Annotated in this window: 25 protein-coding genes; 10 read left to right on the forward strand and 15 right to left on the reverse strand. The window is 50.5% G+C overall.

Annotation, left to right across the window (positions count from 1 at the left end):
- Positions 1–58 precede the first annotated feature (58 nt).
- The 3 genes from CHB92_RS16730 (at position 59) to CHB92_RS16740 (ending at position 4,637) form a co-directional block, all read left to right on the forward strand.
- Positions 59–1,183 (forward strand): SusE domain-containing protein, encoded by a 1,125-nt coding sequence (locus CHB92_RS16730; protein ID WP_089320386.1) that lies wholly within the window; start codon positions 59–61, stop codon positions 1,181–1,183.
- Positions 1,184–1,326: 143 nt separating this feature from the next.
- On the forward strand, positions 1,327–3,795 hold the full coding sequence (locus tag CHB92_RS16735) for a glycoside hydrolase family 31 protein (protein WP_089320387.1): 2,469 nt from the start codon (positions 1,327–1,329) through the stop codon (positions 3,793–3,795).
- A gap of 305 nt (positions 3,796–4,100) precedes the next feature.
- Positions 4,101–4,637, forward strand: coding sequence for a YceI family protein (locus CHB92_RS16740; protein ID WP_089320388.1), 537 nt, complete (start codon positions 4,101–4,103; stop codon positions 4,635–4,637).
- 415 nt (positions 4,638–5,052) lie between these two features.
- On the opposite strand, the gene CHB92_RS16745 is transcribed toward CHB92_RS16740, so the two are convergent.
- The 4 genes from CHB92_RS16745 to CHB92_RS16760 form a co-directional block, all read right to left on the reverse strand.
- Complete coding sequence (locus tag CHB92_RS16745; protein WP_089320389.1) at positions 5,053–6,498, reverse strand: M48 family metalloprotease; 1,446 nt, start codon at positions 6,496–6,498, stop codon at positions 5,053–5,055.
- Between the two features lie 248 nt (positions 6,499–6,746).
- Positions 6,747–7,373, reverse strand: a complete 627-nt coding sequence (locus CHB92_RS16750) for an HD domain-containing protein (RefSeq protein ID WP_089320390.1) — start codon at positions 7,371–7,373, stop codon at positions 6,747–6,749.
- A gap of 12 nt (positions 7,374–7,385) precedes the next feature.
- Positions 7,386–8,783 (reverse strand): TonB family protein, encoded by a 1,398-nt coding sequence (locus tag CHB92_RS16755; protein WP_089320391.1) that lies wholly within the window; start codon positions 8,781–8,783, stop codon positions 7,386–7,388.
- Positions 8,770–9,369 (reverse strand): RNA polymerase sigma factor, encoded by a 600-nt coding sequence (locus tag CHB92_RS16760; RefSeq protein ID WP_089320392.1) that lies wholly within the window; start codon positions 9,367–9,369, stop codon positions 8,770–8,772. The genes CHB92_RS16755 and CHB92_RS16760 overlap by 14 nt, the downstream gene beginning before the upstream one ends.
- Positions 9,370–9,614: 245 nt before the next feature.
- On the opposite strand from CHB92_RS16760, the gene CHB92_RS16765 reads away from it, so the two are divergent.
- On the forward strand, positions 9,615–11,489 hold the full coding sequence (locus tag CHB92_RS16765; RefSeq protein WP_089320393.1) for a vWA domain-containing protein: 1,875 nt from the start codon (positions 9,615–9,617) through the stop codon (positions 11,487–11,489).
- A 177-nt stretch (positions 11,490–11,666) separates the two neighbouring features.
- Here CHB92_RS16765 and CHB92_RS16770 read toward each other — a convergent pair whose 3' ends face one another.
- Positions 11,667–12,578, reverse strand: coding sequence for an alpha/beta hydrolase family protein (locus CHB92_RS16770; protein WP_089320443.1), 912 nt, complete (start codon positions 12,576–12,578; stop codon positions 11,667–11,669).
- Between the two features lie 525 nt (positions 12,579–13,103).
- Between CHB92_RS16770 and CHB92_RS16775 the strand changes: the two genes are divergently transcribed.
- Positions 13,104–13,526, forward strand: coding sequence for a hypothetical protein (locus tag CHB92_RS16775; protein ID WP_089320394.1), 423 nt, complete (start codon positions 13,104–13,106; stop codon positions 13,524–13,526).
- 447 nt (positions 13,527–13,973) lie between these two features.
- Here CHB92_RS16775 and CHB92_RS16780 read toward each other — a convergent pair whose 3' ends face one another.
- Both CHB92_RS16780 and CHB92_RS16785 read right to left on the reverse strand, forming a co-directional pair.
- Positions 13,974–14,483: a DinB family protein gene (locus tag CHB92_RS16780; RefSeq protein WP_245842660.1), complete on the reverse strand. Its 510-nt coding sequence runs from the start codon at positions 14,481–14,483 to the stop codon at positions 13,974–13,976.
- Positions 14,484–14,602: 119 nt separating this feature from the next.
- Positions 14,603–15,439: an alpha/beta fold hydrolase gene (locus tag CHB92_RS16785; RefSeq protein ID WP_089320395.1), complete on the reverse strand. Its 837-nt coding sequence runs from the start codon at positions 15,437–15,439 to the stop codon at positions 14,603–14,605.
- Between the two features lie 371 nt (positions 15,440–15,810).
- Between CHB92_RS16785 and CHB92_RS16790 the strand changes: the two genes are divergently transcribed.
- Entirely contained in the window at positions 15,811–16,095 is a 285-nt protein-coding gene (locus CHB92_RS16790) for a hypothetical protein (RefSeq protein WP_089320396.1), read from the forward strand.
- 100 nt (positions 16,096–16,195) lie between these two features.
- Here the strand turns inward: CHB92_RS16790 and CHB92_RS16795 are convergent, their stop codons facing one another.
- From CHB92_RS16795 to CHB92_RS16815, 5 genes are all read right to left on the reverse strand, one after another.
- Positions 16,196–17,416 carry an alpha/beta hydrolase gene (locus tag CHB92_RS16795; RefSeq protein WP_089320397.1) on the reverse strand — a complete coding sequence of 407 codons (1,221 nt, stop codon included), beginning with the start codon at positions 17,414–17,416 and terminating at the stop codon, positions 16,196–16,198.
- A gap of 323 nt (positions 17,417–17,739) precedes the next feature.
- Positions 17,740–18,702: an MBL fold metallo-hydrolase gene (locus tag CHB92_RS16800; protein WP_089320445.1), complete on the reverse strand. Its 963-nt coding sequence runs from the start codon at positions 18,700–18,702 to the stop codon at positions 17,740–17,742.
- 77 nt (positions 18,703–18,779) lie between these two features.
- Positions 18,780–19,049 (reverse strand): hypothetical protein, encoded by a 270-nt coding sequence (locus CHB92_RS16805; RefSeq protein WP_089320398.1) that lies wholly within the window; start codon positions 19,047–19,049, stop codon positions 18,780–18,782.
- Positions 19,050–19,202: 153 nt separating this feature from the next.
- Positions 19,203–20,216, reverse strand: coding sequence for a hypothetical protein (locus CHB92_RS16810; RefSeq protein WP_089320399.1), 1,014 nt, complete (start codon positions 20,214–20,216; stop codon positions 19,203–19,205).
- Between the two features lie 849 nt (positions 20,217–21,065).
- A complete protein-coding gene (locus tag CHB92_RS16815) occupies positions 21,066–21,257 on the reverse strand; it encodes a cold-shock protein (protein WP_089320400.1) in 192 nt (63 codons plus the stop codon).
- A 304-nt stretch (positions 21,258–21,561) separates the two neighbouring features.
- On the opposite strand from CHB92_RS16815, the gene msrA reads away from it, so the two are divergent.
- Positions 21,562–22,104 (forward strand): peptide-methionine (S)-S-oxide reductase MsrA, encoded by a 543-nt coding sequence (msrA, locus tag CHB92_RS16820; protein WP_089320401.1) that lies wholly within the window; start codon positions 21,562–21,564, stop codon positions 22,102–22,104.
- Between the two features lie 116 nt (positions 22,105–22,220).
- Here msrA and CHB92_RS16825 read toward each other — a convergent pair whose 3' ends face one another.
- Positions 22,221–22,904 carry a hypothetical protein gene (locus CHB92_RS16825; protein WP_089320402.1) on the reverse strand — a complete coding sequence of 228 codons (684 nt, stop codon included), beginning with the start codon at positions 22,902–22,904 and terminating at the stop codon, positions 22,221–22,223.
- A gap of 292 nt (positions 22,905–23,196) precedes the next feature.
- On the opposite strand from CHB92_RS16825, the gene CHB92_RS16830 reads away from it, so the two are divergent.
- Complete coding sequence (locus CHB92_RS16830; protein WP_089320403.1) at positions 23,197–23,895, forward strand: helix-turn-helix domain-containing protein; 699 nt, start codon at positions 23,197–23,199, stop codon at positions 23,893–23,895.
- A gap of 61 nt (positions 23,896–23,956) precedes the next feature.
- Here CHB92_RS16830 and CHB92_RS26305 read toward each other — a convergent pair whose 3' ends face one another.
- A complete protein-coding gene (locus CHB92_RS26305; protein WP_258179087.1) occupies positions 23,957–24,085 on the reverse strand; it encodes a hypothetical protein in 129 nt (42 codons plus the stop codon).
- A 60-nt stretch (positions 24,086–24,145) separates the two neighbouring features.
- On the reverse strand, positions 24,146–24,343 hold the full coding sequence (locus tag CHB92_RS16835) for a response regulator transcription factor (protein WP_179223084.1): 198 nt from the start codon (positions 24,341–24,343) through the stop codon (positions 24,146–24,148).
- Between the two features lie 537 nt (positions 24,344–24,880).
- Between CHB92_RS16835 and CHB92_RS16840 the strand changes: the two genes are divergently transcribed.
- Together CHB92_RS16840 and CHB92_RS16845 are read left to right on the forward strand one after the other, a co-directional pair.
- Complete coding sequence (locus CHB92_RS16840) at positions 24,881–25,987, forward strand: cytochrome-c peroxidase (protein WP_089320405.1); 1,107 nt, start codon at positions 24,881–24,883, stop codon at positions 25,985–25,987.
- A gap of 5 nt (positions 25,988–25,992) precedes the next feature.
- Positions 25,993–26,730, forward strand: a complete 738-nt coding sequence (locus tag CHB92_RS16845; protein ID WP_089320406.1) for an MbnP family protein — start codon at positions 25,993–25,995, stop codon at positions 26,728–26,730.
- The last annotated feature ends 3 nt before the right edge of the window (positions 26,731–26,733 follow it).

Consider the following 26,733-nt stretch of genomic DNA (forward strand, 5'->3'; position numbering starts at 1 on the left):
GTGTGAGGAGCTATTCCTCTCATCGCTGCTTTATTTAACACCTAATAAAGTTACTTATATGAAAATTTGGCTACATAAATTATCCATCCTTTGCCTCTTCTCTGTGGTGCTTTTTTCCTGTGAGAAGGATGAGGACGAGTTTGTGACGGTAACAGCGGGTGATGCGCCAACACTCAATGCTTCGGAAACCACTGTCGTACTACAGGAGGACCAGGCCGAAGAGGAGGCTATTACCTTTTCCTGGACTCCGCTTGATGTCACCTGGTCTGACCCGGAGGTAAGCCACAGCAATGCTGCCACCTATTTCCTGGAGTTTGACACGGCAGAAGATAACTTCGCAAGCCCGCAGGTCGTGCGCGTAGGAAACGCAACAGAAAGAGTGTACACGGCAGCACAATTGAATGCCTTGCTCAACCAGCTGGAACTCACACCCGGTGAGGCAGGAGATGTGGTGGTACGCTTAAGGACGGTGCTGGGTGATAACCTGGACCCGTATTACTCCAACGTGATGAACATTACGGCTACTCCCTGGCTGGATAAACCTAATTTCCCTACCGTGTACATGGTAGGCGATGCCACAGAGTTTGACTGGGATGCTGCTAACGCGACTCCTGTTTTCCGCTCTACAGCCGATCCTTTTACCTTTATTTACACAGGGTACCTGCAAGAAGGCGCACTTAAGTTTCTGCAGAACAGGGGCGAGTGGGCACCACAGTGGGGTAGCGACGGTACCGCCACTGGTGTTGCCGCCAGACCTACCGAAACAGATCCTGACCCGGCAGCCTTTACTGTACCGGCTGACGGTTACTATACTGTTGTGCTGGATTTGCGGGACAACATTTTTGCCATAGAGCCTTTTGATGCTTCCGGTGCTGAAGTGTATGAGTCCATCGGTATCATTGGTGCCTTTAACGAGTGGACTGACCCTGTTGTGCCACTTACGAACAGTGAGTTTAACCCGCATTACTGGACTACGGAGTACACGTTTGCCAGTGATACAGAATTGAAGTTCCGAATTGCAGAGGGCTGGGATGTGAACTGGGGAACCGGCGCGGTCGTAAGCGAGGACCCTATCTACAGCGAAGGGGTACTGAATGGGCCGAACATTGTGGTTCCGGCGGGTACCTATCGTATCATCTTTAATGACCTGACCGGTCGCTACCTGTTTATTGAACAGGAGTAACATGATTGGCATAGAAGTGTTAGCTTTTAATAATACCAATCTGAGTTAATATTCTTTAAAAGAGCTAACCCGCCATTCAGGCAAATGGGTTAGCTCTTTTTTCGCTTTGTATACAACAAGTACTTTTGACTAAATCTTATATAATGAAAGTTTCACTTAAACCCTTAGCAACACTGCTGTTGTTGTCGGTGTTTGGCTTTACCGCTTTTGGGCAAACAAATAACCCGATCAAGATGGTAGGCAACGTCAACAAGGTCGACATCGATGAGCAGGAGGTCAACATAACAACGGATAACGCATACATTCAGCTGGGTGTCTACAGCCCATCCATCGTGCGGGTGCGCATGGACAAAGCCCCTCTGGCCGAGGATTTCTCTTATGCCGTGGTAGGGGAGCCCGTCCCGACAAAGACTAAGATTACGCAGGACGAGAACGAAATCATTATTCGTACCGACTCACTCGTTACCCGCATTGGCAAGAAGCCCTTTTCGGTGGGGTTCTATACCCCGGGCGGAAAGGTCATCAACAAGGATGAAGAAGGCCTTACCACTTCCTGGATCGAAGAGGAGGTAACCACCTACAAAGAGATGCAGGAGGGCGAGCGTTTTATCGGGCTCGGGGAGAAAACCGGTGGCCTGGACAGGGCCGGCACGGGTTACACCCACTACAATACCGATGCCTTTGGCTATACCATTGGTCAGGACCCGATCTACTCTACCATTCCGTTCTATATTGGTATCCACGACGGGCTGAACTATGGCGTTTTTCTGGACAACAGCTACCAGAGCGATTTTAACTTTGGCGCCAGTAACAACCGCTTCTCGTCCTTCGGCGCTAGGGGAGGCGAGATGGATTACTTCTTCATCTACCATACCGATGTAGAGGATATCATCACTTCTTACACCTACCTGACTGGCCGCATGCCTTTGCCTCCGCTTTGGAGCTTAGGCTACCAGCAGAACCGTTACTCTTACTACCCCGAGACAGAAGTGATGCGCATTGCGCAGACCCTGCGGGAGAAAAAGATTCCGGCGGATGGTATCACCCTCGACATTCACTACATGGACGCCTACAAGCTGTTTACCTGGGACAATGAGCGTTTCCCCAACCCGTTGCAGATGAACAGGAAATTGGAAGACATGGGCTTCAAAACTACGGTGATCGTAGACCCGGGCATTAAGGTAGAGCCAGGGTATGGGGCCTATGAGCGCGGCAAGGACGCAGACATCTTCCTGGAGTACCCGGACGGCGAGTATTACACCGGCCAGGTATGGCCGGGCTGGACGCACTTCCCGGATTTTACTGATCCGCAGGCACGTGACTGGTGGAAGAGTGAGTTGAAGGCAATTACGGGCTCGGGTGTAGACGGTATCTGGAACGACATGAACGAGATCGCTACCTGGGGGCAGAAGATGCCGAACAATATCCTGTTTAATTTTGACGGGCACCTGACCACGCACCTGGAGGGCCGCAACGTGTATGGCATGCAAATGGCCCGCGCCAGTTACGAAGGGGCCCGCGCAGCTATGGACAACAAGCGCCCCTTTATCCTGACACGGGCCGGTTTTGCCGGTTTGCAGCGCTATACGGCGCTCTGGACGGGGGATAACCGCTCAGAGGATGACCACATGCTGCTGGGTGTTCGGTTACTAAATAGCCTTGGGGTAAGTGGGGTACCGTTTACTGGGATGGATGTAGGCGGTTTTACGGGTAACCCCTCTATCGGCCTGTATTCCCGCTGGATTCAGTTTGGGGCCTTTATCCCGTACTTCCGTAACCACACAGGCGTTAACACGAAATCCTCGGAGCCCTGGGCCTATGGCGAGGAGGTAACAGAGATTGCCCGCAACTTCATCAGCCTGCGCTACAAGTTGCTGCCGTACATTTATTCTACTTTTTACGAGGCAACGCAGACGGGGCATCCGATCATGCGTACCCTGGCCATCGACTACACGCACGAAGCAGAGGTGTACGATCCGCAGTACGAGAACCAGTACCTGTTCGGGGAGGCGATCATGGTTGCACCCTTTGTGAGCACAACAGACTTTGGTAAGGTATACTTCCCGAAAGGCAAGTGGTACAACTTCTACACAGGAGAGGTACAGCGGGGAGAGAAAGAAGAGATCATAGAGCTGGCTTACCACAGGCTGCCGCTTTACGTGAAGGAAAGCAGCATTATCCCGATGCAGTCGCTGATTCAGTCTACGGCCGAGTCACCAACAGATACCCTGACGGTGCACATTTATAAAGGAGACGTGAATAACTCTTACGTGTATTATGAGGACGATGGCATTACTTACGACTACCTGGACGGACAGTACTACAAGCGCCTGATCAGCTACGATGCGAGGCGCAAGAACATCACGTTTGGCGAAGTAGAGGGAGAGTTTAAGTCGAACTTCAATAACCTGAAGATAGTACTCCATGGCTTTGATGATGTCTCCCGGGTAAGAATCAACGGTAAAAGGGCAAACCTGAATAAAGACTTTGCCTCTTTTATCGATCCAATCTCCCGTTTCGATCCACAAGGGGTTTCTAACCCGGTGGAGGGTTATGATGTGAAGAGTATTGTCGTAAAGAACGAAAGAGACAAGTTTACCCTGAGCTATTAGCAGTACCAGAAATCAGGAAAGTCAAAAGCCCCTGTGCCTAGCAAAGCACAGGGGCTTTTGCTTTTTTCTCACTAAGAATTCAGGACTATTCCACCGGGCCTATTCTATGCTTTTAGCCTGGGCTTACATCCTTTGGCTTTCTGTTGTTAGTAGTAGCGGACATGACAGGTGGGCGCACTATTTACTGAAACTTCTTGCTTATTTGTATGTATATACATAATATGTACTGACATTGGATGGTGGCGTGTCAGCGAAAGCCCCTGACCTCCGAAAAAACATTATTTAAAACACATAAAGCGAATAAGATGGCAAACACGAAATGGGTAGTAGACCCAACGCACAGCGAAGTACAGTTTAAGGTGAAGCACCTGATGATCACTACCGTTACCGGTTATTTCAGCTCTTTTAATGTAGAGGCCGAAACAGAGGGAGAAGACTTTTCTAAAGCTTCGAACATAGTTTTCACGGCTGATGTGGATTCTATTAGCACCAACAACGAGCAGCGTGACACACACCTGAAGTCTCCTGACTTTTTTGATGCAGAGAACCACAAACAAGTGCGCTTTGTAGCGAATAAGTATGAGAAAGTCAGCGACGAGGAGGCCAAACTGCACGGCGACCTGACCATCCGTGGTACTACCAAGCCTGTGACGGTAAACGTTGAGTTCGGCGGTATTGTGGTAGACCCATACGGTCAGACAAAAGCTGGTTTCACTGTGGATGGCAAGATCAACCGCAAAGACTTCGGCCTTACCTGGAGCGCCGCTACCGAGGCCGGTAACGTGGTCGTAAGCGACGACATTAAGTTACATGCTGAGATACAGTTGGTGAAGCAAGGCTAAGCCTAAGCTAAAAGTTGAAAACGCAAGGCCTGCTCTTGAAACAGAGCAGGCCTTGTTTGTTCAGGCTCTTGGCAGGTTTGTCTACTCGTAGCCGGGCCTTTTTTTCTCTCTAGGAGAGGGGCCTTCCTAATAACACAACAGTAGAAGAAGGGTAAAACTTTTGCTACCCTGCCATTTAGACCTCAAGGAGAGAGCTTTTTTGGAATCCTATTTAGATCTCTCACAAAGTTCGAGATGACAGGGTAGCTAGTGATAACAGGGAAGGACCGTTTGCTGATTGGGAAAACGGGCCCGTGCTCAAGAAGGGCTCTCCCCAAACATGGAGTGCAAAGACTCAAGCCGTAAAAAAGGACTTAAGCGATTCTGTAGGATAAGCACTCCATTACGCCGGCTTAGACAAGCTGCTGCATTTCCTTTAATCACTGATCAACTTAATCAACAGTCCTTGCTCTACTCTGTCCTCCAGGTTCATGCCGTTGAGAACCGCCAGCTCTTCAAAACGGTCGGGCTGTACGTTATAAGCGCGGAATGCCTGTGCCAGGGTTCCGGTCTGCCGTACGGGTTCTACCTGTATGCGCTCTGGCTGACGGTTAAGCAGGGCAGGGTCGGTGAGGGGCCTGAAACTGGTTGCCACATCAGCGAACAGCTGGTAGTATCGGTTAAAGGCCTGTGCACTGGTAATGCCCATCATGTTATAGTACCTGCCCTTGTACTCGATCAGGTAAATGAGCGTCTGGATAGTCGTTTGCTGCTGTTGTTGCTGCTGCTGTGCCACAATCGCAAGGGCCGGTAAACCGTTTACCGTTACATTCCGCGATTCCACGGGCTGTAGTTGGTATTTTTGCAGTACCTGTTCGGCTGCTCCCTGCAGGGTTTCGGCAGGCACCAGGGTAAAGGTCATCATAGCACCACCATCCTTGGGAGCCATGGTAACCGCCTGTGGGGTATTTTGGTGAGCCCAGCCGGTAGGGATGGGGAACTGAAACTCCAGTACCGGATGGTAGAAGGTGCTGTTTTCGACAAAGCCTTGCCGCGGGTCGTTCCCGAAAATCATCCCGTCGATCATCCGCAAGTAAGAGTTCCGACCTACCTCCGGCTCTACCAGGCTCAGTTTCTGTTTCCACTCCTCGGCCAGGGCGGTTACCCGCACCAGGCGGTCTTCCGGGGAGGGATGGGTAGAGAGGAAGGTAGGTACCGGCTCAGCACTGCTTTCCGCCTGAGTCCGCTGCAAGGTCAGGAAAAACTCGGCCATTTCCTGCGCATCGTACCCGATCTTCGTGGAGTACTCCACGCCCAGCCTGTCTGACTCCCGCTCGTCTTCCCGTCCGAACTTAAGGAAAAGTAAGCCAACGCCCTGCTGTGCGGCATCGGCAAACTGGGCAAACTCCGGCGATACCACCATGCCCATTACGAGCCCTACCTGTGCCAGCATGGATTTACTGTAACTCTTCGCCGAGTGGCGTGCTGCAATATGCCCGATCTCATGACCCAGTACCCCGGCAAATTCTGCCTCGTTGTTAAAGTAGGCCATAATACCCCGTGTGAAGTAGACGTAGCCACCAGGCACGGCAAAGGCATTGATCACAGGAGAGTCGAGCAGGCGAAAGGTATAATCAAGGTTCGTGCGATGGGAGATAGCCACCATTCTTTCACCCATCTCTGAGAAGAAGCGCTGTAACTGTTCATCTTCGTAAACGCCGAACTGTTGCACCACTTGCGGGTCATACTCCCGCCCCATGGCAATCTCCTGTTCTTCTGACAGGAGCACAAAGTCACGCTTACCGGTTACAGGGTTTCGGGCACAGGAGTTAAAAAGCATTATTACGCTGGCTGCAAAGCAGGTAAACCAATATTTTTTCATAGGTTGTTGTATTTAGTTCAGATAGCCCTTCCCCAACACACATATCCTCTTCAGGCTATGCTATTAAGCAACGATAATTGCACTGTTTGGTTTCTGGAGCAGCTTCTGCAGAAGGAAGGGCTGCTTTTTTGTCGTCGGACTGTTGGGGAGGTTGTAACAGCACCAGGGCACTTTCTTGTGTCGAAACGAGCCAACTCCTGTGCCTGGATCAAATCTCAGAAAGGAGAACTTCCAACCAGGCATGGGGACTAGGCTAAGGTCTTTAACTCCCATTGCAGGTTCTCCTGTGCCTGGGCCTCCAACTTATCCTGTAGCGGCTCGGTTTTATAAATACTTGGTTGCGCTAAGAAACGCCCGAGCACCTGCTTTCTGCCCTGTTTGTACAAAACATCCGGGTAATGGCTGTACTCTTTCCGTATCTGTTGCGTGTAAAGCTGGTATTCCACCCGGCTAGTGCCCAGGATAGAGAGGTCGAAGTCCAGGAGGTAGTTTATGTCTGTGTCGGGCTGAGCCGTATGCCCTTTGGTGGCTAGGATCATCTCCTGTACCAAGCTGCTTGCTTCTGAATTCAGGCCGAGCTCCTGTAGGCGTTTCACCGCCTTTTCTGCGCTTTTTTCTTCGTTATCGGAGCGGGTGGGCTCGTAAACCAAGTCATGATAAAAGATGGCAAAGCGCACTAAATCAGGTTGTGCTAGGTGGCTGTCGTATTGCGAAGCAAGGTGTAGGAGCTTGCTCACATGCTGCAGATTGTGGTAATGCCTGTTGTTAGCTGTATAAGCCCTCTCAATCTCCTTCCAGAACTGCAGTACCCGTTCTTCCTGGCCGGTATAGCAGGAGGCCAGGCGGGTCCACAGTGCTTGCAGGTCTTTTACCATCCTTCCATTCGCTTACTTTTTAAAACGTACTTTCACCTTTACCTCCTGGGCTACCGGCGTTCCGCCACGGGTGGCCGGTTTCCAGGCAGGGCCGTTTTGTACTAACCGGAGTGCCTCCGCATCGCAATCAGGGCAGAGCGAGCGTTTTACCTTAAAGTCTTCTAAGGTTCCTGTGGGGCTTACGGTAAACGTAAGGGTCACGCGGCCCTTTTCAGGAACTGCCCGCATGTTCTCCTGCAGGTATTTCCTGAAGGCACGCCTTCCGCTGGTGGGCTCGGCCGGGATAAAAGCAGGTGTACCGGTGCCTATACCTTTTGATTCTCCATAGCCAACCACTACCACTTCGCTAAGTGCCTGCCTGTCCTGGTTCAGGTTCACGTCTACGGCTGATGCGTTTTGGGCTAACAGGCGTTCTTCTGTTTTGTAGCCGATGAAGTTAAATACCAGTACCGCTTCTTTTCCGAAAACAGGGAGGGTGTAGTTCCCCTCTGCGTCGGTGGTCGTGCCGAGTTTGGTCCCCTTTAGCTGTACTGTCACACCCGGCAAAGGTTCTCCTGCTTCGGATAGTACTCTGCCCGAAATCATTCTGGCGGTACTACTTCCAGCGCTTTTAGCCGGGATGGTGCTGCTACCTCGTATCCTGATAGTGCTTACCCCGGCTACCTGGCCCTGCAGGGCCTTGGCGATACTGCCCGAGTCTGGTACAAGGGCAGGGGTAACGGCATAGTCCTGCATCACAGACTCTGTCACTGTCGAGGGTGCTGCAGTTGATTTTACCGGAGCTGCGGCTATCATAGGAACATTTTCTTCCGAAATTATCGTGTCGGCCAGGGGAATCTGCAGGTCTTCTATGGCCTTTTCCTCTTCAAACAGCTCATCCTGTCCTAAGTTGCTTGGCCTCTTCTTCGCAGGAGCAGCTACAATAGCAGGAGGCACTGTATCAGGGCCAAGGGCGATGGTTGGGGGAGCGGAAGCTTCCTCAGCTGGTAAGGCTACTTTTTCTTCCGCAGCAGGCCCTACGGCTTCCTGCACTCGGGCTATTTCTGGCTGTCCTGCTTGTAGCTGCACGTAATTATAATACAGCACCAGCACAGCTGTCCCCACCAACAGGAGCAGTGAGGCAGCCACACGCCAGTCGGTGAGGTAGACGGGTAGTAGAGTCTGCTGCTTTTCCTGTTCCCGCTGTACAGCCAAACGCGTCTGAATATCCTGTACGGCCGCCTTCGTTTGGCTTGGGTCCGATAGCGCCATGCCTTCCAACACGTCAGAGCACAGCTCACAGTCTAGCAGGTGCTTCTCTACCTGGTGAGCCTGGGCAGGAGACAGCTCCTCCTGCTGGTACTGCCGTAGCAGTTCCAGCGAGGGGTGCTCATCTTTGGGCCAGTGTATGTGTCGTTTATCGTGGGGCATGGTGTTTCTCCATGTAAATTTTAAGGTTTCGTTTCCCGTTCTGGATGTAGCTCTTCACCTTTTTCAGGTCGTAGCCGGTCAGTTCGGTAATTTCCTTGTAGCTTTTCTGTTGCAGGTAAAACAACTCCGGGCAAACCCGCTGTTCCGAGGCCAGCGCCTCTATTCCCTGCTCTAAAGCCTGTGCCGTTATTTCTGCTTCCTCTGCGGTTATAGGATGCTGGGACTCTCCGTTTTCCATAAGGTGGTGCGCTACGTCGTCCAGTTGAAGAACGGAGACTTTCTTTTGTGCCCGCAGCTGCATCAGGCAATGGTTTTTGGTAAGCACGTGCAGCCAGCTTTTAAAGTTTGTAACCTCATGCCGATGGAGGGACTCGGCGAGCTGCTCAAAAACCTGCATGGTGGCGTCTTTGCTTTCCTCTTCGTCTTTCAGATACTTCCGGCAAACCAGGTACACCATGTCGGTGTGTCGCTGGAAGAGCTCGCCTAGATGCCGCATCTCTCCCGTCTGCTTATACAGGCGCACCAGCTCCTGGTCATCCGGAGGAGGCTTGCCTTTTGAAAAGAGCTTGAGAAAGAGGGGGAACATAGATTTAACGCGGTGGCCTTGAAGTTTATGTGGCGGTTTTTAAACTGTCTGTCCCTTTCCTCCCTTTAAGGGAGCGGCTGCTAAAGGGACTCCCTGTTTAGGGGATAAAGGGCTGAGTTGATGCTGTTGGCTCTTTTAACCAACCTGGCTTCAATAAAAGCAAAAAGCAGGAGAAAAAATATTAAAAATATTTATGGAAAAGGGGAGGGGGCTGCATCCTGTAAGAAACCAAAGCATAAAAAGGCATGAAGAAGTACGTTTACATGCTGCTGTTCGCCCTCCTGATGGTAGGGCTGCGCGCGCAGGCACAGGAAAGAACCATTACGGGTACTGTAAGAGATGCACAGGACGGCCAGCCCATCCCGGGGGTAACTGTTCATGTGAAAGGGACCCGGCTGGGTACGACCACCAGCCAGCACGGCAAGTACAGCCTTGCAGTACCGGATGAGAATGTCATCCTTGTTTTCGCCTTTATCGGATATAAATCACAGGAAGTGAAAGTAAAACAGCAGCAGGTGGTAGATGTGCAGTTAAGGCAGGACACCCAGGCCCTGGAAGAAGTAGTAGTGACAGGCTATGGTTTACAACGCGTTCGGATAAGAGGGGTTTCTGCTCTAGGTGGCAAAGTGGCAGGCGTACAGGCCCAGGGAGCTCCCAGCTTGTACTTCGACGCAAAGCCAACGGCGCATAACACCGAGAACTATGCTTACATCAAGGAAAACACCTTTCAGGATGCCCGGAAGACACCCCTCTCCACCTTTTCGATTGATGTGGACAATGCCGCTTACAGCAACGTGCGCCGCTTTCTGAACAATGGGCAGAGGCCTCCGAAAGACGCTGTGCGCATAGAGGAGATGATCAACTATTTCAGCTACGATTACCCACAGCCTACCGGTGAAGTCCCCTTTTCGATTACCACGGAGTTATCAGGCTGCCCCTGGAACAAGGAGAGCCAGCTTTTGCACATTGGCCTGCAGGGCAGGGAAGTGCCGACGGGTAACCTGCCCGCCTCCAATCTGGTGTTCCTGATCGATGTGTCGGGCTCGATGCTGTCTGAGGACAAGCTGCCGCTTGTAAAGGCAGGTTTCAAGTTATTGGTAGACCAGCTCCGCGCCCAGGACAAAGTTGCCCTGGTGGTATATGCCGGCTCTGTAGGACTCGTGCTGCCTTCCACTGCTGGCAACCAGAAAGACAAGATCATGCAGGCCATCAATAACCTGGAGGCAGGTGGCTCCACAGCGGGAGGGGCAGGCATTAAGCTGGCTTACCAGGTAGCGCAGGACAACTTTATAGAAGGGGGCAATAACCGTGTCATACTGGCAACAGACGGCGACTTTAATGTAGGGGTGAGCAGCGACAGTGAGTTACAGCGCCTGATCGAGGAGAAGCGGGAGACAGGGGTGAACCTGACGGTGCTGGGTTTTGGTACCGGCAACCTGAAAGACTCGCGCATGGAGCAGTTGGCCGACAAGGGCAATGGCAACTATGCCTATGTGGATAACATACTGGAAGCGAAAAAGGTCTTTGTAAACGAGTTCGGCGGCACCTTGTTCACCATTGCTAAAGACGTAAAGCTGCAACTGGAGTTTAACCCGGGTAAGGTAAAAGCTTACCGCCTGATTGGCTATGAGAACCGCATCCTGGAGGACAAGGACTTCAACGACGATAAAAAAGACGCGGGCGACTTGGGTTCCGGCCACACAGTTACCGCTCTCTACGAGATCATCCCGGCCAATGAGAGAACGGCAAAAAGCTATACCGGAAAGGTAGACGACCTGAAGTACCAGCAGACAATAATAAGTTCTGCTGCCAGCTCCTCAGATGAGATCCTGACGCTGAAACTGCGCTACAAAGACCCGAACGGCAACAAGAGCAGGCTGCTTGAAAATGTTGTGACAGCCAAAGCAGTACCAACTGATGAAACCTCCGATGACTTTCGGTTCTCGGCAGCAGTAGCCGCCTGCGGCATGTTGCTCCGCGATTCTGAGCATAAAGGCACCGCCACCTACCCGACGGTGCTGGAGTTAGCCGAAGGTGCCCGGGGGCAGGACAAAGAAGGCTACCGCATCGAGTTCATTAATCTGGTTAAGTCAATGAACTTGCTAAGCGACGGGAGGTAAGCCGAGGGCCTGCAATCCAGAACCCAATAGCCCCTACCACTCCTGATTGAGGGCACCAGGCGAAGAGACTGTCTTGGCCTAGGAAGGTGTAAAATACTTATGCTTTTATTCTACGCGTAAATGCCTTCTCTTCAGGCAAGGAGAGGTAGGGGCGGTTGGTCTGTAACACTCGGAGCCCTACTGCTTACTTGCCTTTCCTCCTATCAGCGACTCAACGGCTTGCTCGATGCTGGGCCATACCGGGGACCAGGGGGCTACCAGGTCGAAGTGGGCCGCGTTGGGGAGGAGCAGGACTTGTGCCTTGTCGCCTTTGGCTTGGGCCTGCTCGGCGTAGTGCTGGGCCTGGGAAACAGGAACGATTGGGTCGAGGGCACCTTGCACCAGGTACTGTGGCAGGCGCAGGGGCAGGAGCTGAAGCGGGGAAGTCTGGGCATAGCGGCCAGGCTGCGTAGCAGGCAACCCTTCCAGCAGTTGCGCCACGGCAGCATTGCAGCTGCCTTCCTCCACGCTGTAAGTGGTTAGGTCTGTGATGCCGGCCAGCGCTACCACACCCTTGAGTTTAAGTGGGCGGGAGGTATAAAGCTCCGAGGTACGGGGCAGATTAGGACGCGCGGCTAGCCATAGGGCTAGGTGGCCACCGGCTGAGTGCCCTAGCGTAACTACCTGCTTGATATCTAAGGGGTACTTTTTAGCCAACTCTCGCAGGAAGTCGGTGGCCTTGGCTACATCCAGGAAGGTGCCGGGCCAGCCGCCCCCTTCATTGCCTACCCGGCGGAACTCTGGCATCCAGGTGGCGTAACCAGCTTTTGTCAGCGCTTCGCTTACATGGGCCATGTAGTGCAGGTCGTATTCAGAAAGCCAGCAGCCCCCATGCACCACTACCACGACAGGGAAAGGACCTTTGCCCTTCGGTAGCCGAAGCTCTCCAAACTGCAGGGAATCCAGCCCATAGGAAATGGTGAAATCCGGAGCTGGTACTGGCGTAGACGCAATGTCCTGCCAGGTAATCAGTTTCGGGGCCTGGTTTTGGGCAGAAAGGGTGGTGCAGAAGAAAATGCCGAGTAAGAGGAGAAGCGCGGTTTGTGTCATGGCTACAAATTTAAGCGGGTAGCCGACAGCTATTGCCTGCAAGCCCGGTTACAAAGGTAACCATTATTGCCAAGCCACCACAGCAGGACCAAACAGGTGGAGCAGCTGCTACTGAGGAGACAGTAGATACTTATTGCCTCATCAGGATAATGTTATAGGGGTTGAGGGCAGTAGCAGCTTTGGTCCTGCGAATACGTAATCTCTTCTTACTTTCTTTTTCATCAGGAAATTCTCCCAGGAAATATTACTGTTGAGGCTTTGTGAAAGCTGCAAACTCCCAGCCCAGGCTACCTAGGTAGTTCATGACATCGTATGGCGATGTGAATTTCCGCGGTTCTCCCGTTGCTTCATTGGTGGGGAGGGCAGCTTCTGGCTGCTTGTATAACACCTGTCATACACTAAAACATACCTTGCCTATAGATAAAAGAGCGTTAGTTCTACGCAGTAATTCAGTTGTTTATGCCCCTGTGCTATAGGTTTCGTACAGAATAGGAGTAAAACGTTTGATACTTATACAGCTGCGCCATGTTACTAAACAGCCTGGAGTTCATAAAGGTCTTTGAGACCGACTATCTGACACTGCGCTACAGTGCTAAGGAAAAGCTTATCTGGAATGAGTGGCGAGGGGATATACCCAGCCCGCAGTTACGGGAGGCCATGCTGTACGCCTCCAATTTCATTCTGGAACAAAACATAGAACTGATCCTCGCTGATTTTACCTGCATGTGTGCCCCTACCATGCAGGACCAGGTCTGGATTGCAAAGCATACGGCAGAGCTGCTGCAACACAGCCGGCTCCGGCGGGTTGCGAATCTTCTGGCACAGGACATCTTTAGACAACGGGCCATCGAGAACATATATGAAAAAGCCTCCCAAACGCCAATGCCTTGTGAGACCCGGGATTTTGTCTCGGAGGAGGATGCCTTGATTTGGCTGCTCTCCGACTAGGACAGGCTAGGGCAGGAAAGATGCTACGGAAAAACTTACTTTAGCTGCACGCAGATTGCAAAATAAGAGAAACGAAACAGAAGGGCCTTGTTCTAACTCCCATCAGAGAGGGGTGGGCCATAAACACAGAAAGGGCCCTCGCCAAAGGAGCCCTTTCTGGTATTTTGAAAAGTTTAGTTTTATGATCGTTATCTAACTTTTCAACTTTTAGCCAACTTAGTAACATGCCTGGGTTACCGAAAGTTTCTGTAAAGTGTTAAAAGTTAAGGATATAGCTGGTTGTGGCTCTAAAGGGTCTTAAACTCATGGTAAACAGCCCAACCTGACAGTCGGGAACCTGGCAGACAGATGTATGAGGGCATTCCACCCGGAGGGAGCCCGGCTACTAGGTCAGCCCATTAAGAGACGGGCTAAAATGACAGGAACTCGTCCTATATGGTACGGCTCTTACTCCCACTCTCCCAACAACCTTCTCAGCACCACGATTTGGCCCAGATGATAGGCGTTATGCTCGGCCACAAGCAAGGCCTCTCGTAGCAGTGTCTGACCTTGCCCGTGTGGGATGGGGGCAAAGAGGTCGTTGCTCGGGTCCTTTACCAGCTTCACCATCTCCTCCTGGTCATTGGCTATTGCCTGCAGGGTATGATCCAGGTCGGTTGGGCTGGTAGGGGCAGTATCCTGGGGCCAGTAGTCATCGGGCCACTTTGGTTCCTGGTAGTTCGGATTGCGGCTGAATTCCAGTATGTCGTGTTGGGCAAAGCGCAGGTGTTCCAGCAGTTGCCAGAGGGTATAGGGTAACTTGTCTATCTTTCGGCCTGCATCCTGCAAGCTTATGCCCTGCAGTAACTCCTCCCGCGTCCGGAAGGCTTGCCCGCTGCGCATAAGTTTTATAAGTTGATCCCGTAGCTGTTGATCATGTGGCATGGTGCTGGCTTTTATGGCATCTACTCTTTTCATGTACCTAAGCTGGCGAAAGCAGGATAAGGCCAAGAGTTTACTGATTAAGAAAAAGGCCCTGAAGTTACACTCTGCTTGTATAGCACAACTTTAGGGCAAAGAAGGTAGGAGAGCCTGACTCACTGCCGTAGGAAACTGAGCAAATGCTGGTTAAGCTCTTCTTGATGCGTCACAAACAGGCCATGCGGCCCGTCCTTGATCACGATGTACTTGTTATTGCGGATCTCTTTAGATGACTGCTCGCTGCTGGTTTCGATGGGGACGATCTGGTCGGCGTCTCCGTGTATGATGAGCGTGGGCACCGACACGTTCCGAAGCTCAGAGCGGAAGTCGGTGTTGGCCCAGGCCCTGGCTGTTTCGATGGTGCCCCTTGGTGAGGCAAAAGAGGCAATGGTCCAGTCGTAGCGCAGCTGCTCTTCACTTACCTTCTCCCTGTTATCCTCGTAGTTGTAGAACAGCTTGCCGAACTCGGCTAGAAATGTAACACGCTTGTTCTCCAGAGCATCCATGATGCTGTTCAGCTTTTCCTCCGGTACTCCCTTCGGGTTGTCGTCTGTCTTTTTCACCATCGGGATGATGGAACTGATGAGTACAGCCTTGTTGATGCGGTCGTTGCCGAACATGGAGAGGTAGCGAACCACTTCTCCACCGCCCATCGAAAAACCAACCAGCACGCAGTCCCATAGGTTCAGGTGCTGGATCAGATGCCGTAGGTCCAGGGCCAGTGAGTTGTAGTCGTAGTTATTCCAGGGCCTGTCGGAGTCCCCAAAGCCGCGCCGGTCGTAGGAAATACAACGGAAACCTGCGTCCACGATGGCCTGTACCTGGTGTTCCCACATACGGTGGCTCAGCGGCCATCCGTGGATGAGGATAACTGGTTGTCCTCTCCCGCAGTCCTGGTAGTGCAGGTGCACGTGTTCTACTTTCTGAACGTCATCTGTTTTAATAAATGGCATGTCTCTACGCTTGTTTTGTTGATGCTTGTTTCCTCATACGTAAAATAGCTGGTTTACTGGCAGGTATAAGGTACAAAACATATGCGGTTATATTATTCTTAGTTTAATTGGAGGTGCTATCTGCTAGGGGCAGTACCTCCTGCATGGCTAGGAGCCATCGGAGCCTCACTTAAATAGGGGTGTCTGGCCTGTCCCAAGAGCAATAGTAGCCTAAACGATGGCTTATAAGTAAGCGAGGCGGCGGGTGCGAGAAGGGCTGCGCTGCCCGATTGTCTTGGCTTTTGACTGAAGCGTATAGTACTGCAGATGCCTCCGCTGAACTGCATTGTTGCAGTACCGTAATAATAATAGATAACCAAACAGATGCATGTATGAAGACTTTTACATATAAATCCCTGACGTATGTTATCATGACAGTTCTTGTCCCTGTTATGATCAGTTGTTCTGTTTTTTCTGGCGACAGCGGGTACTCGAAAGACCCCGCCATAGCCGCGCAGCAAAGAGAAGTAGAGGCGCTGGAGCGAGAATTAAAAGAGGCAGAGCGCTATGCAGAGGAAGCGAAGCAACGGGAAAAGGCAGCTAAGAACAGGCTAAAAGCAGCCGAACATGAATTAAAAGCACTGGAAGAGCGCGCCAGAAGGCAAAACGAAAGGTAATACAAAAAGGATATAGAAAAACGAAAGCTGCTTTACCGTACGGTAAAGCAGCTTTCGTTTTTTTAGCGGCAGTTGAGTCTTTGGCTATACCACAGGCTAGCTACTGTTTAAAAACGTTTTTTAACCGTGAGGCGGCATAATCCTGGGCGGCTACGGCTTCCTCGAGTAATGCGTTCATGCCGAAGAACTCGTGCGTTACCCCCTCGTACACCTTGCGTTCCACCGGTACGCCCGCCGCCTGCAGGCGCTCGGCCAGTAGCTGCCCCTCGTAACGGAGTGGGTCTATCTCGGCATTGATGATAGTCGTTGGCGGCAAACCATTCAAGTCGGCATTGACCAGCTCGATGAGTGGATGCGTCTGCGTTTCCCAACCGGGCGCATACAGGCTGAAGAACCACTTCATCAGTGTCTTGTTCAGGAAAAAGGCGTTCACATACTCCTGATAAGTGGGGGAATCCACGTCGCCATCGGCAATCGGGTAAACCGACAGAATGTGTTCGGGCATTTTTACGTTACGCTCTTTGGCCATCAGAGCAACGGCTACTGCCATATTACCGCCGGCGCTTTCCCCGGCTGTTACAACCATCTCTGGATTACCGTTAATCACTGATGCAGAGTCACGGGCCCACTGGTAGGCGGCAAAGGCATCTTCGTGTGCAGCGGGGTACTGGTGCTCAGGCGCCTGGCGGTACGCTACCGACATCACGATGGCCCCGGCTTTATCGGCCAGTGCGCTGGCCGAAGGCTCATAAGTGTCCAGGTTGGCAATTACCCAGCCGCCGCCGTGGTAGTAGACAATTACCGGGAAAGGACCCGTGCCGGTCTTGGGTGTATAGATGCGCACAAGCAGGTTCTGGTTCGTCTCATTAGGTATTACCCTGTGGTTAACCTTCACGCTGGCTGGTTTTGGGCTAATGTTATATTCGCGCAGCAAATCAGCCAAGGCATCATAAAAGGTAGGTTCCTCCCGTGCCTGGTCGGCTGCCAGTTTAGGATAAGGAACGATGCCATAGCTTTGGAACTGCTCTATCACGGCCAGCATTTGAGGGTCGATGCTGGGTGCCCAGCTCGGGTTCGGCCCATTGGGCTCTATCTTGGCGGCGTCGGTGGGTACTTCCACAATTTGGGTTGTGCCATCGTTCCCCATAAGTATAGGGTCCGTGGTGCTCTGCTCGTCTCCGACACCCTGAATATTACTACAACCAAGCAGGAAAGTGACCATACAGAGCAGCCCGAAAAGATAAGCTCCTCTTCCAGCTTTACTGATGCACGTTTTGGAGCAAGGCAAGCCTTGCGTGTTTTGGGTTAGTTTGTTTTTCATAGATTATAATTTGGGTTTAAAGCTAACGCGAATAAAAAGTTGTGCGAAGGGTAAGCAAATGCATCGGTGTCCTGATGCATCCGAAAGTGCCCAGGCAACTTTCAGTACAATAATATTTCTTCGTTGCCTTACCGTAGAAGGGCGCGTGCAGGTAAGGATGGTGATATAGTATGCTACAAATTAAACAGGTAGCGTTGCAGTATGTTTGTGTACTACGCGCCCCCTTCACCGAAGTTGATAAATTTTAGTGCAACCGTGTAATAGGTTGCTTATACTTTTGGAAGCCTTAAGGACTTAAAAAGCTGTTTTACCCCACCAGAAGGCTAGAATGTCAGCATACGGCCCTGCTCGGGGTATACCAAATTCAGGCGGAGTCTATTTCCCTCTTTTAGCTGTGCCATGATCTTTTGCACGTTATCACCGGAAGGCTTCATGTGCGTAACCACCACTGGGACTTTGCGCAAAGCAGTTGTGCCGGTCAGCTTACTCAGTTTTTCCAATTCGCTCATCAGAAGGCGTGGTGTCAGGTGCCCAAATAACTGCTTCTCCGGCTGCTCGTTCGGGAAGGAAACCTCGATGAAAATAGCCTTTAGCTCGCCGTTTTTAACCAGCGGAGCAACCTCTTGCCAAAGCTGTTGCAGTTTATCAGACCCCTCTATAGCGTCTGCGCCCGTGTCACCCAGGTACAGCAAGTAATCTTGGTTGTGCTGTAGTAAAAAGGCTGCGCTCTGATCAGGAGATGAGTGACTCAGGGGGAAAGCCCGTACCTGTAGCTCTGTGTTCGCCAGCGGTGTCGCTTCGTTTTCTTTCAGGTAGGTGTATTGGTACTTGTTCAGAGTGGGTTTGTCGCCCTCATTGGCAAAGTTAGCCCAGCTCTGCCAGGTAAAGTACTTGTCTTTGAGGACCTGTATCATAAAGGGCAGCCCGTAAATGCTCTTGGGGGTGTCATCTGGGGAATTAATGATCAGACCCGCCAGGTGGTCTAAGTGCGGGTGCGAGATCAGGTAACCTTTTACGTTGTTTCGCAGCACTTCGCCCGGCGCTGCCTCAAACACCCTGTTCTCCACTGCTTTCCGGAGACCATAGTGCAGGGTGCCTGCATCCAGGCTTACATAATTGTCGCTGCCAGTAGGCGCCACCAGATAACCCGATAAGTTGCTTTCATCTAGACCGCCTCTTATGCCAAGCGGCACTACCTTAAAAGCAGCTTTCTTTTGCTGGCCAAAAGCCTGTGTTACTCCTAACAGCAGCACAAAAAACAAAAGTCTGGAAAGCAAACGGAACATAAGCATGGGGTGAGTTTCGCGGCGCAATGTTACCGATTTCAATACTAGCAACCAAGAGACAACTCCCCGTTATGGTATCAAGTTTCAGCACCGTTATTGCTTTGGGCCGCACTGATCCTTGACACTAGTTCCTCATCCGGAAGCTGTGCCCTCCAGTCCTTCGGTAGCTTCAGGCGCACACTCTGTTCGCCGCCGGTAGGGGTACACACAACTGGTACTGTGCCGTCTGTTCTTTCTGCCAGTTTAGTTGCTGCCATTTTGGTTTCTTCGTCAGTGAGTCCTCCTGCGTAGGCCTGTACGCATTTCCATGTCGTGCCTGCCTCGTCTGTTACTTCGCGTGGGATCATTCGTTTTGGTACTTGGTTCTTGCTACTCACTTATACTGTATCTACAGCTTTTAAGTAAAGAAGCGGTAAAAAAACAGGAAGCAAGGGAAAGGGACTTTAGCTAAAGTCCCTTTCCCTTGCTTCCTGTTTTCCTGTGTATGGCTACCAGCTCTATTATTCGGACTGGTTAACTGTCGTTACATTCATGTTACCCTGCTGCATGATGGTACTAACATGGCCAACACCACTGTTGCCAATCTGTGTTGTCTCTGCTATGTTGCTATCACCGATTTGGATGGTGCTGTTACGGTGGTAACCGTCAAGCCACCAGGCATGGCCGCTTTGAACGGAGGTAGCGTAGTTTCCGTCTCCGTACTGGTACATTTCGGATTCGTTTCCTGTGCTTACCTGCGATTGGAAGCCATAATTCAGATTACCCTCTGCCACTGCTGTTGCCCTGTTATCTTTGCTTCGGCTGTTCTGGTCTTGTGTGTGAATATTACCGAAGCCGATTTGTAGGATGTTCGCGTAGTTAGTTACCTGGTACTGTTCCTGCCTGGCCACGTTTAAGCTACCCAATTGTATAATAGAAGCGTAGTTACCAGATCGGTACTGTGTCTGCTCAGCTACGTTATCGGTACCGTCCTGCATGATGTAGGCTTCGTTGTCTATACCTAGGTTTGACTGGCTTTGCTTAGAGAAGTTGTTGGCACCATATTGTGTGATAGCGGCGGTGCTTCGGCTTACTTCGTTTTGTCTCTGATGTGCTTCATTATGAGAGCCAGCCTGTTCAATGCTGGTGGTATTATCGCTTACGTTGTGGGCCTGCCACTGTACAGCCGCGTTCGCGCGCCCTATCTGTGAAATGGAGGCTGTGTTGTTCTCCGCTCTCGTTGTCTGGCGCTGCTCCGCCACGTTAAAGTCACCTGTCTGGGTAATCTGTGCTGTGTTTTGCGTAGCCCAGTAATCCTGTATCTGGGTGGCAGCGTTGTGTCTTCCTATCTGCTGTATGGAAGCACTGTTCCTTTCTGTCGGAAACTGGCTTTCCTGTGCCTGTGATACAGAGGCGCTGTTTCTTTCCCCATCTTGTTCTACACGAGACACGTTATTACCAGATGTAGTGTGCTGGGCAAGCGCAGAGCCGGATAACAGCAGCAGTCCGACGAGGTGTAAATATCCTACCTTCATAATATTTATATATTTATTATTAATATATTTATTTGATTATTTATACAATAAAATATAAATTAAGTTACATATAAAGGCGGTAATTTTGGGGATATTTGTGCCAAGAGGTAGTAGCGGCAAGGTCACTGATAATAGCCGGGCAACAAGATCGTAAGGAGGGGCTTAGGGGCGGGAGCAGGCAAGCCCTACAGGCTGCGGTTTCTTTCAGGCTTTTACATGAAGTATTGATTTAAGAAAACAGGGGAGTAAACTTCGCTTGTTTAAGATGTTGTGGCGACAAACTTCGCCTCTAGGTTTCTGATACCCTTGTATAGCCTGTAAAGCAAGAGAAGAACTTCTACAGTTAAGGAGATCAGCATTACTTGCTCTGCAAAGGGCAACAGCTTGCCTAAGGTAACGATCACCATAGTTAGAAAGGGTAGCGTGAGCAGGAGAGGTCTTCCGATAGTTCTTCCTCCAGTTAGAATGGCCTGTCAACTGCCTAAAATTCCCGTAGGTTAGTTTGCAGATACTGGCTGAAAAGAAGACATAACTCAGGAGGAGCCGGGGCAGGCGTGTGAGTAAGCCCTTGTTTGAGAGCATCGTTTTACTTTTGCAGCTGGTAAATTGCTTATCTCCTGTAAGGGACGGCTTTATCCCAAACTTTCAAAATCTATTAGACCAACATTGGGAACATAACTGCTACCAAGGGTTGCATATAAGGTAAGTGGCTGAGACACACTGATCCAGGTCCATCAGAAAAAGGAGAGGACGAGGGAAGAGGCGTGTGCCCGGAAGTACATTAAAACACAGAAGGGCCCTACTTTTTAGAGGTAGAGCCCTTCTGTGTTTGAGCATGAAACGATTTATTTAGGTCCGTTTTACATTAACGGCATTCAGTCCCTTTCTTCCTTCTTGCAGTTCAAAAGTTACTTTGTCATTTTCTCTAATTTCATCAATCAAGCCGGAGGCATGTACAAAGTACTCCTGACCGGTGTTGTCGTCCTTGATGAAACCATAACCTTTTTCGTCATTAAAGAATTTTACTGTCCCGCTGTTCATAATAATTAGTTGTTATAGTGCTGATGACGTGAATTAGGGTAAGTTTGTTTCTTTTATATTGAAAATAAATAAAATAATATCTTAATATATTGTAAGACAGCTGCTTAAAGCTGTTATTTGAAAGAGAAGTGAGCAGAAGGGTTACCTTAGTCCCCAAGCCAAACTAGCTCCTGTTCTCCCCGTAAGGTGATGTAGGTTTAACACCCACAAAAACAAATACGGGAAAGACGTGTTATTGGGTTGAGCACAAAGCGAAAAGGCTAAGTAAACGAAGGCCAAATGCTTTTAAAGAAACAGAAAGAATATGGAAACAGCAACATTCGGGAATGGGTGCTTCTGGTGCACAGAAGCAGTTTTTAAGGAGTTAGAGGGAGTAGACAAGGTCGTGTCGGGGTACGCTGGCGGGCACGTAGACAAGCCTACCTACCGGCAGGTAGGTACCGGTACCACAGGGCATGCAGAAGTACTACAGATTACCTATGATCCGCAAAAAATAAGTTACGAGGAGTTGCTGGAGGTGTTCTGGAAAACGCATGACCCTACCACACTGAACCGGCAGGGCAATGACGTAGGGCCGCAATACCGCTCTGTTATCTTTTATCACGACAACACGCAAAAAGAACTGGCCGAGAAGTACAAGCAGGAACTGGATGCCTCCGGAGCGTTTAACGACCCAATTGTGACAGCGATAGAGGCTTTTACAAACTTTTACCCGGCAGAGGACTATCACCAGAACTATTATGCCAACAACGGGGAGCAACCCTACTGTGCCTTCTTGATACGCCCAAAACTAGAAAAGTTCCGGAAGGTTTTTAAAGAAAAGCTGAAGACCGAGCACGGCAGCTAAGAGCCACTATGCAGATAAAACAGGAAAGCCCACTTGGATCTACACAAGTGGGCTTTCCTATTTTATTTTACCTCTACAGGGACGGAGTGAACTGAAATGTCGCTTCGAAGTGAAACCTAAAGCTGCGGTTGCTTTTTAAGGCGGGCTATTTCCTGGTTTAGTTCTTCAATGCGGTTCAGTTCCGTTTGCAGTTCCCGCTTTATTTTGAGTTCTCTTTCACGGGCACTTTTCTTATACTCGTTCAGCTCCTGGTCAATCGCATTATAGTCGTTTTGCTTTTTCAAGGCTATTGTCCTGCTGCTCTTATACTGCAGCAGGATCACGGCCAGCGCTATGAGCAGGGCAAGTATAATCCCGGCTGTTAAAAGCACGTACACCTGCTTTTGCATATCCAGGCCCAGGACAGAAAGGCTGTTCACATCGTGCATGCTCTTTTGCACTTCCTCCTCCTTTTGAGCATTTTCCTGTTTTAAGGAGGTGATCTGTTCCTGCTGTGCCGCGATCGTCGCTTGTGCCTCCTCCAGGTTCTTTTCAGCTGTTTCGCGTCCATTGATCAGCCCTTGTTCTGTTGCCACAATTGTTGCCTGTACGCTTTTCCAGAAGGCATCCAGTGACTTAACATTCACGACCTTATACTCCTGGTTATTCTCCCTGTAAGAATTTGCATTGTTCTTCAGGCCGTTAAACTGCCTGGTGAGAGGAGCTGGCGCCGGAGTGGCCTCGCTTGCTTTTTGCTGGGCAGAGACAGATGTAACTGAAAGGGCTCCTGCCAGCAGCAGTGGATAAAAGAATGCTTTCATGCGCAAGTAATAAAAATGGTAATAGGTAATAAAGGTAACAAAACTATTTTAAACACTTCCCGGTGCAAGGAAACAAAGCTTTTCCTTGCAGGCAAACTCCTAACATAACTTAAAAGCCTTTGGTTTATTGTGAATTATTTGTGCCACCCCCCGAGGAGGAATAGGACTGCACACCCCTTTTGTCGGGATAACTCTTCTGCTTGTAAAAGAGACAAGCCCCCTCGACCGCTTGCTTCACTTGCCTTAAACGAATATATTTATAATACTATGTTTAGCCCTTTAGTCCCTCCCTATGAACTCAAAAAGCTTAACTGGCAGCGCACAACAGGAACTGGAGCAAAGAAAGCAGCTAAAGATCGCAGAGATTGCGGCTGTTGCGGATGACTTGCCCGGAGTGATCATTATTCATAACCGTCAGCTTGAGGTGGAGTACATTTCTAAAAGAGGAGAGCGGGAACTGGGGTTAAGTCTCGCGGAAATAAGAAAGTTAGGCGTGAAGTACCATCAGCGGTTCTTTAACCCCGAGGATACCAAGGACTACCTGCCCAAAATTATAAGCCTGCTTGAGGGGAAGGATACGAATGCTATCGTTTCTTTTTTCCAGCAGGTGCGGCGGTCCGAAAACGATCCCTGGGCCTGGCATTTAAGTACCATAAAAGTCCTGATGTGGGATGACAACGATATTCCCCTGTTGACCATTACCATGGCTTTCCCGATCGATCCTTTGCACCACGTCACCTGTAAAGTCTCCAGGCTGCTGGATGAGAACAACTTCCTGCGGAAACACTACCACGACTTCAGTAAGCTCTCAGAAAGGGAGCAGGAGGTCTTACGGCTACTTTGCTTGGGTAAAAGCGCCATGGAAACGGCAGAAGAGCTCTTTATTTCAAGCAATACCGTGGAAACACACCGGCGTAACATTAAAAAGAAGCTGGGGACAACTTCTTCCTTTGAGTTAACACAGTATGCGCGTGCCTTTGACCTGATTTAGACAAGCCAAAGGTAACAGCTGCGGGGCAGGCAGCGTTGCATGCTAAGCCAGGAGCAGCGGGTTATGGCTCTAGTGGCTGAGAGGCGTCCTGCTTTTCTATTTTTTCGTCCTGCAACATTCTGACAAGGCTCGACAGGAGCATGGAGGAACGGAAAGTGTCCCGGAGCAGGTCTAACAACTTTTTCTTCATAGGATTCATAGGGTGATAAAGGGCGGTTTGTTGTAGTGTAGGATGAGGCGGGGCAGCGTTTTATTTCAGCACCCCCTCCAGGTAGGCCCAACTAATCAGTTGGTAAGAATGGCTCATGTTCAGCTTGCGCATCATTTCTTCAAGCCGGGATTCTACTGTCAGCTCACTCCATTCAAGCTTTTTTCCGATCTGCTCATGGGTTAGGCCATCCGCCAGATAGGCAATCACCTGGCATTCCTGCTTATTTAATAGTTGCACATTTTTAAGCATAGGTCTTAAGTTAAAGGGTGGTATACAGCCGATACACTCCAGTGCTATAAAATACACACTAATCTCTCAACTTGCGGGATACAAGGCAATACTCACTTTTGGTGATTTTTTGCTCGGGTCCTGAGAAACAACGATAGCAAATGGGATAAAATAGAGTAATACTTGAGTAAAAAGAACCTGTTGTTACATGGGTAGCTCCTGTGGCCGGAGATGCAGCAAACCGGACCAGCTAAAGAACTTTAACTGGCCGGTTGTACTTATGCAACATTAGAAAGCGTGAGTAATTATGTTTACATAACGAGAGGAAAAGTAGTACAGCGGGACCAAATCCTGGCGCACAAGCAGAAAATCATGCAGGAGAATGGCAGGAGTTGGAAAACAAAACTTGCCAGGTGAAGTAGAAGGACGGAGAAACGCTATCACCTCTGCTGGTGGTTGTTCAAGTCCAACATAATTTGAAAGGCGCTTTTATAAGAATTTACGCTGCTTCGCGTTCTGCTTTATTAGAAGTGCATCTGCAAGAACATGCAAACCCTACGTAACTTATTACTGCCCTTTTTACTGCTAATTGCTGCCTTTGCCTGTTCCCCTGACAAGGAGGAAGTAGAGCCAGAGGTGGAGCCCTTTGAACCTACCCCTTACGAACTGGTCCTACCCAAAACATTTCCGCAGAACTTTAAAGTCCCTGCCGATAATCCACTCACAGAAGAGGGGGTGCTGTTGGGGCGGCACTTGTTTTATGAGAAAAGGCTGTCGGGCGACAACACCATGTCCTGCGGCAGCTGCCATCAGCAGGAGAAAGCCTTTACAGACGGGCGCGCCCTGGCGGTTGGCATAGACGGCGTAGCGCACAGGCGCAGCGCCATGTCCTTGTCGAACCTGCTCTGGTTCTTTCTGTTTAACTGGGACGGCAGCGCTTTGAGCCTGGAGGACCAGGCCCGAATACCCATCGAAAGCGAAATAGAAATGCATCAGAGCCTGGCGGAGGCCGTGAAAGAGCTGCAGGCGACAGGGTTATACCCACCGCTTTTCCGGAAAGCCTTTGGCTCCGACACGATTACCGAAGAAAGGATCCTGAAAGCGATAGCCCAGTTCGAACGGACGCTTATTTCTGCGGATTCACGCTACGACCGGTACCTGCTGGATGAGGGTACCTTCACAGAGGATGAACTGGAAGGCATGAAGCTCTTTATGACCCACCCCGAACCGGGCATAGGCCTGCGCGGCGGTAATTGCGGCGACTGCCATGGCGGGGTGCTTCTCTCCATGCGTACTTTCCATAACAACGGCTTGGATGAGGTACTCACCGATTTAGGGTATGGGGCCGTGACAGGTAGGGAAGTGGATAAGGGCAAGTTTAAAGCACCATCACTCCGCAACATAGCCCTGACGGCGCCCTACATGCATGATGGCCGTTTTCAAACGCTGGAGGAGGTGCTGGACCACTATAACGAGCACATCAAGGAAAATAGCCCGCATTTGTCCCCGTTGATCACAGAGGCCACAAACGAGGTAGGCGGCAAAACACTCCTTCTGACGGAGGAGGAAAAACGTAAGATCGTTACTTTCCTTCATACCCTGACCGATTCTACCTTTATCACCGATAAACGCTTTTCAGACCCTTTTAAATAGTTCGCATGAAAAAAGCAGGTTTAAACTATTTGTTGCTGTTGATGGCCCTGCCCCTCCTGGCTGCCTGCTCAGATGAGGAGGCGACAGCTCCTGCAGCTACTGTGCAGGTTGAGTTACAAAACATGGTAGGCGTACAGCCGCTGCAGTTAGATGCCAGCACCTACACCAGCCCTGCCGGGGATACGTATGTAGTCAGCAATTTTAAATACTATATCAGCAACGTAAAGCTCATCAGCAGTAAGGGAGAGGCCACCTTTCTGGAGCCTGAAAGTTACCATCTGATAGGAGGGGAGGGCAAGACTACCTTTGAGTTAAAAGAGGTTCCCGCCGGTACTTATGATAAGATAGAACTCTCGATTGGGGTGGATGAGGCCCATAACCATTCGACTGACCAGGTAGGAGACCTGGACCCGAGTAACGAGATGGTGTGGGACTGGGACACGGGGTATAAATTCCTGTCGCTGGTGGGTACCTATACCGGTGACACCGGCAATGGAGGACTGGTATTCCATGTGGGAGGGGATGTGAATTACAAAACCCTTACCCTCGACTTACCTCAGGCCCTTAACCTGCGCCAGCAGCCCAATGCCACGCTTCGCTTACAGGCCGACGTAAACGAACTTTTCCAGAACCCGAACCTGATCGATTTTGACGTGATGCACGCAGGGGGCCATGGGGCAGGACCCAGTATGATCGCCGAAAACTACAGCAACGGTTTTCTAAAGGTTGTGGAAGTGAAATAGCGC

The sequence above is a fragment of the Pontibacter ummariensis genome (assembly GCF_900188175.1).
GTDB classification, from domain to species: domain Bacteria; phylum Bacteroidota; class Bacteroidia; order Cytophagales; family Hymenobacteraceae; genus Pontibacter; species Pontibacter ummariensis.

What these genes read in the sequence shown, in the direction of transcription:
- CHB92_RS16785 (WP_089320395.1), bottom strand. Translation starts at nt 15,439, where the DNA reads ATGCCATTTATTAAAACAGATGACGTTCAGAAAGTAGAACACGTGCAC.
- CHB92_RS16795 (WP_089320397.1), bottom strand. Translation starts at nt 17,416, where the DNA reads ATGAAAAACAAACTAACCCAAAACACGCAAGGCTTGCCTTGCTCCAAA.
- CHB92_RS16735 (WP_089320387.1), top strand. Translation starts at nt 1,327, where the DNA reads ATGAAAGTTTCACTTAAACCCTTAGCAACACTGCTGTTGTTGTCGGTG.
- CHB92_RS16805 (WP_089320398.1), bottom strand. Translation starts at nt 19,049, where the DNA reads ATGATCCCACGCGAAGTAACAGACGAGGCAGGCACGACATGGAAATGC.
- CHB92_RS16780 (WP_245842660.1), bottom strand. Translation starts at nt 14,483, where the DNA reads ATGAAAAGAGTAGATGCCATAAAAGCCAGCACCATGCCACATGATCAA.
- CHB92_RS16800 (WP_089320445.1), bottom strand. Translation starts at nt 18,702, where the DNA reads ATGTTCCGTTTGCTTTCCAGACTTTTGTTTTTTGTGCTGCTGTTAGGA.
- CHB92_RS16770 (WP_089320443.1), bottom strand. Translation starts at nt 12,578, where the DNA reads ATGACACAAACCGCGCTTCTCCTCTTACTCGGCATTTTCTTCTGCACC.
- CHB92_RS26305 (WP_258179087.1), bottom strand. Translation starts at nt 24,085, where the DNA reads ATGAAGAAAAAGTTGTTAGACCTGCTCCGGGACACTTTCCGTTCCTCC.
- msrA (WP_089320401.1), top strand. Translation starts at nt 21,562, where the DNA reads ATGGAAACAGCAACATTCGGGAATGGGTGCTTCTGGTGCACAGAAGCA.
- CHB92_RS16755 (WP_089320391.1), bottom strand. Translation starts at nt 8,783, where the DNA reads ATGCCCCACGATAAACGACACATACACTGGCCCAAAGATGAGCACCCC.
- CHB92_RS16760 (WP_089320392.1), bottom strand. Translation starts at nt 9,369, where the DNA reads ATGTTCCCCCTCTTTCTCAAGCTCTTTTCAAAAGGCAAGCCTCCTCCG.
- CHB92_RS16765 (WP_089320393.1), top strand. Translation starts at nt 9,615, where the DNA reads ATGAAGAAGTACGTTTACATGCTGCTGTTCGCCCTCCTGATGGTAGGG.
- CHB92_RS16750 (WP_089320390.1), bottom strand. Translation starts at nt 7,373, where the DNA reads ATGGTAAAAGACCTGCAAGCACTGTGGACCCGCCTGGCCTCCTGCTAT.
- CHB92_RS16845 (WP_089320406.1), top strand. Translation starts at nt 25,993, where the DNA reads ATGAAAAAAGCAGGTTTAAACTATTTGTTGCTGTTGATGGCCCTGCCC.
- CHB92_RS16825 (WP_089320402.1), bottom strand. Translation starts at nt 22,904, where the DNA reads ATGAAAGCATTCTTTTATCCACTGCTGCTGGCAGGAGCCCTTTCAGTT.
- CHB92_RS16840 (WP_089320405.1), top strand. Translation starts at nt 24,881, where the DNA reads ATGCAAACCCTACGTAACTTATTACTGCCCTTTTTACTGCTAATTGCT.
- CHB92_RS16740 (WP_089320388.1), top strand. Translation starts at nt 4,101, where the DNA reads ATGGCAAACACGAAATGGGTAGTAGACCCAACGCACAGCGAAGTACAG.
- CHB92_RS16830 (WP_089320403.1), top strand. Translation starts at nt 23,197, where the DNA reads ATGAACTCAAAAAGCTTAACTGGCAGCGCACAACAGGAACTGGAGCAA.
- CHB92_RS16810 (WP_089320399.1), bottom strand. Translation starts at nt 20,216, where the DNA reads ATGAAGGTAGGATATTTACACCTCGTCGGACTGCTGCTGTTATCCGGC.
- CHB92_RS16815 (WP_089320400.1), bottom strand. Translation starts at nt 21,257, where the DNA reads ATGAACAGCGGGACAGTAAAATTCTTTAATGACGAAAAAGGTTATGGT.
- CHB92_RS16775 (WP_089320394.1), top strand. Translation starts at nt 13,104, where the DNA reads ATGTTACTAAACAGCCTGGAGTTCATAAAGGTCTTTGAGACCGACTAT.
- CHB92_RS16730 (WP_089320386.1), top strand. Translation starts at nt 59, where the DNA reads ATGAAAATTTGGCTACATAAATTATCCATCCTTTGCCTCTTCTCTGTG.
- CHB92_RS16745 (WP_089320389.1), bottom strand. Translation starts at nt 6,498, where the DNA reads ATGAAAAAATATTGGTTTACCTGCTTTGCAGCCAGCGTAATAATGCTT.
- CHB92_RS16790 (WP_089320396.1), top strand. Translation starts at nt 15,811, where the DNA reads ATGAAGACTTTTACATATAAATCCCTGACGTATGTTATCATGACAGTT.